We start from the raw sequence: 273 nt of genomic DNA on the forward strand, positions 1-273 counted from the left end.
CGGTCGTGGCGCACAAGCGTGCCTTCGGGGCAGACGCCGTGCCTTGCAGCTATGAGGATCTCGAGCGTGCCGAGCTGGTGGTGCTGGTCGGCAGCAATCTGGCCTGGAATCACCCGGTGCTGTTCCAGCGCCTCAAGCAGGCGCGTATCGACAATCCGCTGCTGCGTATCGTGGTGATCGACCCGCGGCTGACCGACAGCTGCCAGATCGCGGACCTGTATCTGGGCATTCGCCCCGGCAGCGATGCGCGCCTCTTCAATGGCTTGCTGGCCT

General features: G+C 65.2%; 1 protein-coding gene. It reads left to right on the top strand.

Annotation, left to right across the window (positions count from 1 at the left end):
- The coding region (locus R0J88_RS20165) for a molybdopterin-dependent oxidoreductase (protein WP_410900900.1) at positions 1 to 273 on the top strand (273 nt) is incomplete at both ends.

It is taken from the genome of Pseudoalteromonas sp. SIMBA_162 (genome assembly GCF_046535955.1).
In the GTDB taxonomy this organism is placed as follows: Bacteria; Pseudomonadota; Gammaproteobacteria; order Enterobacterales; family Alteromonadaceae; genus Pseudoalteromonas; species Pseudoalteromonas marina.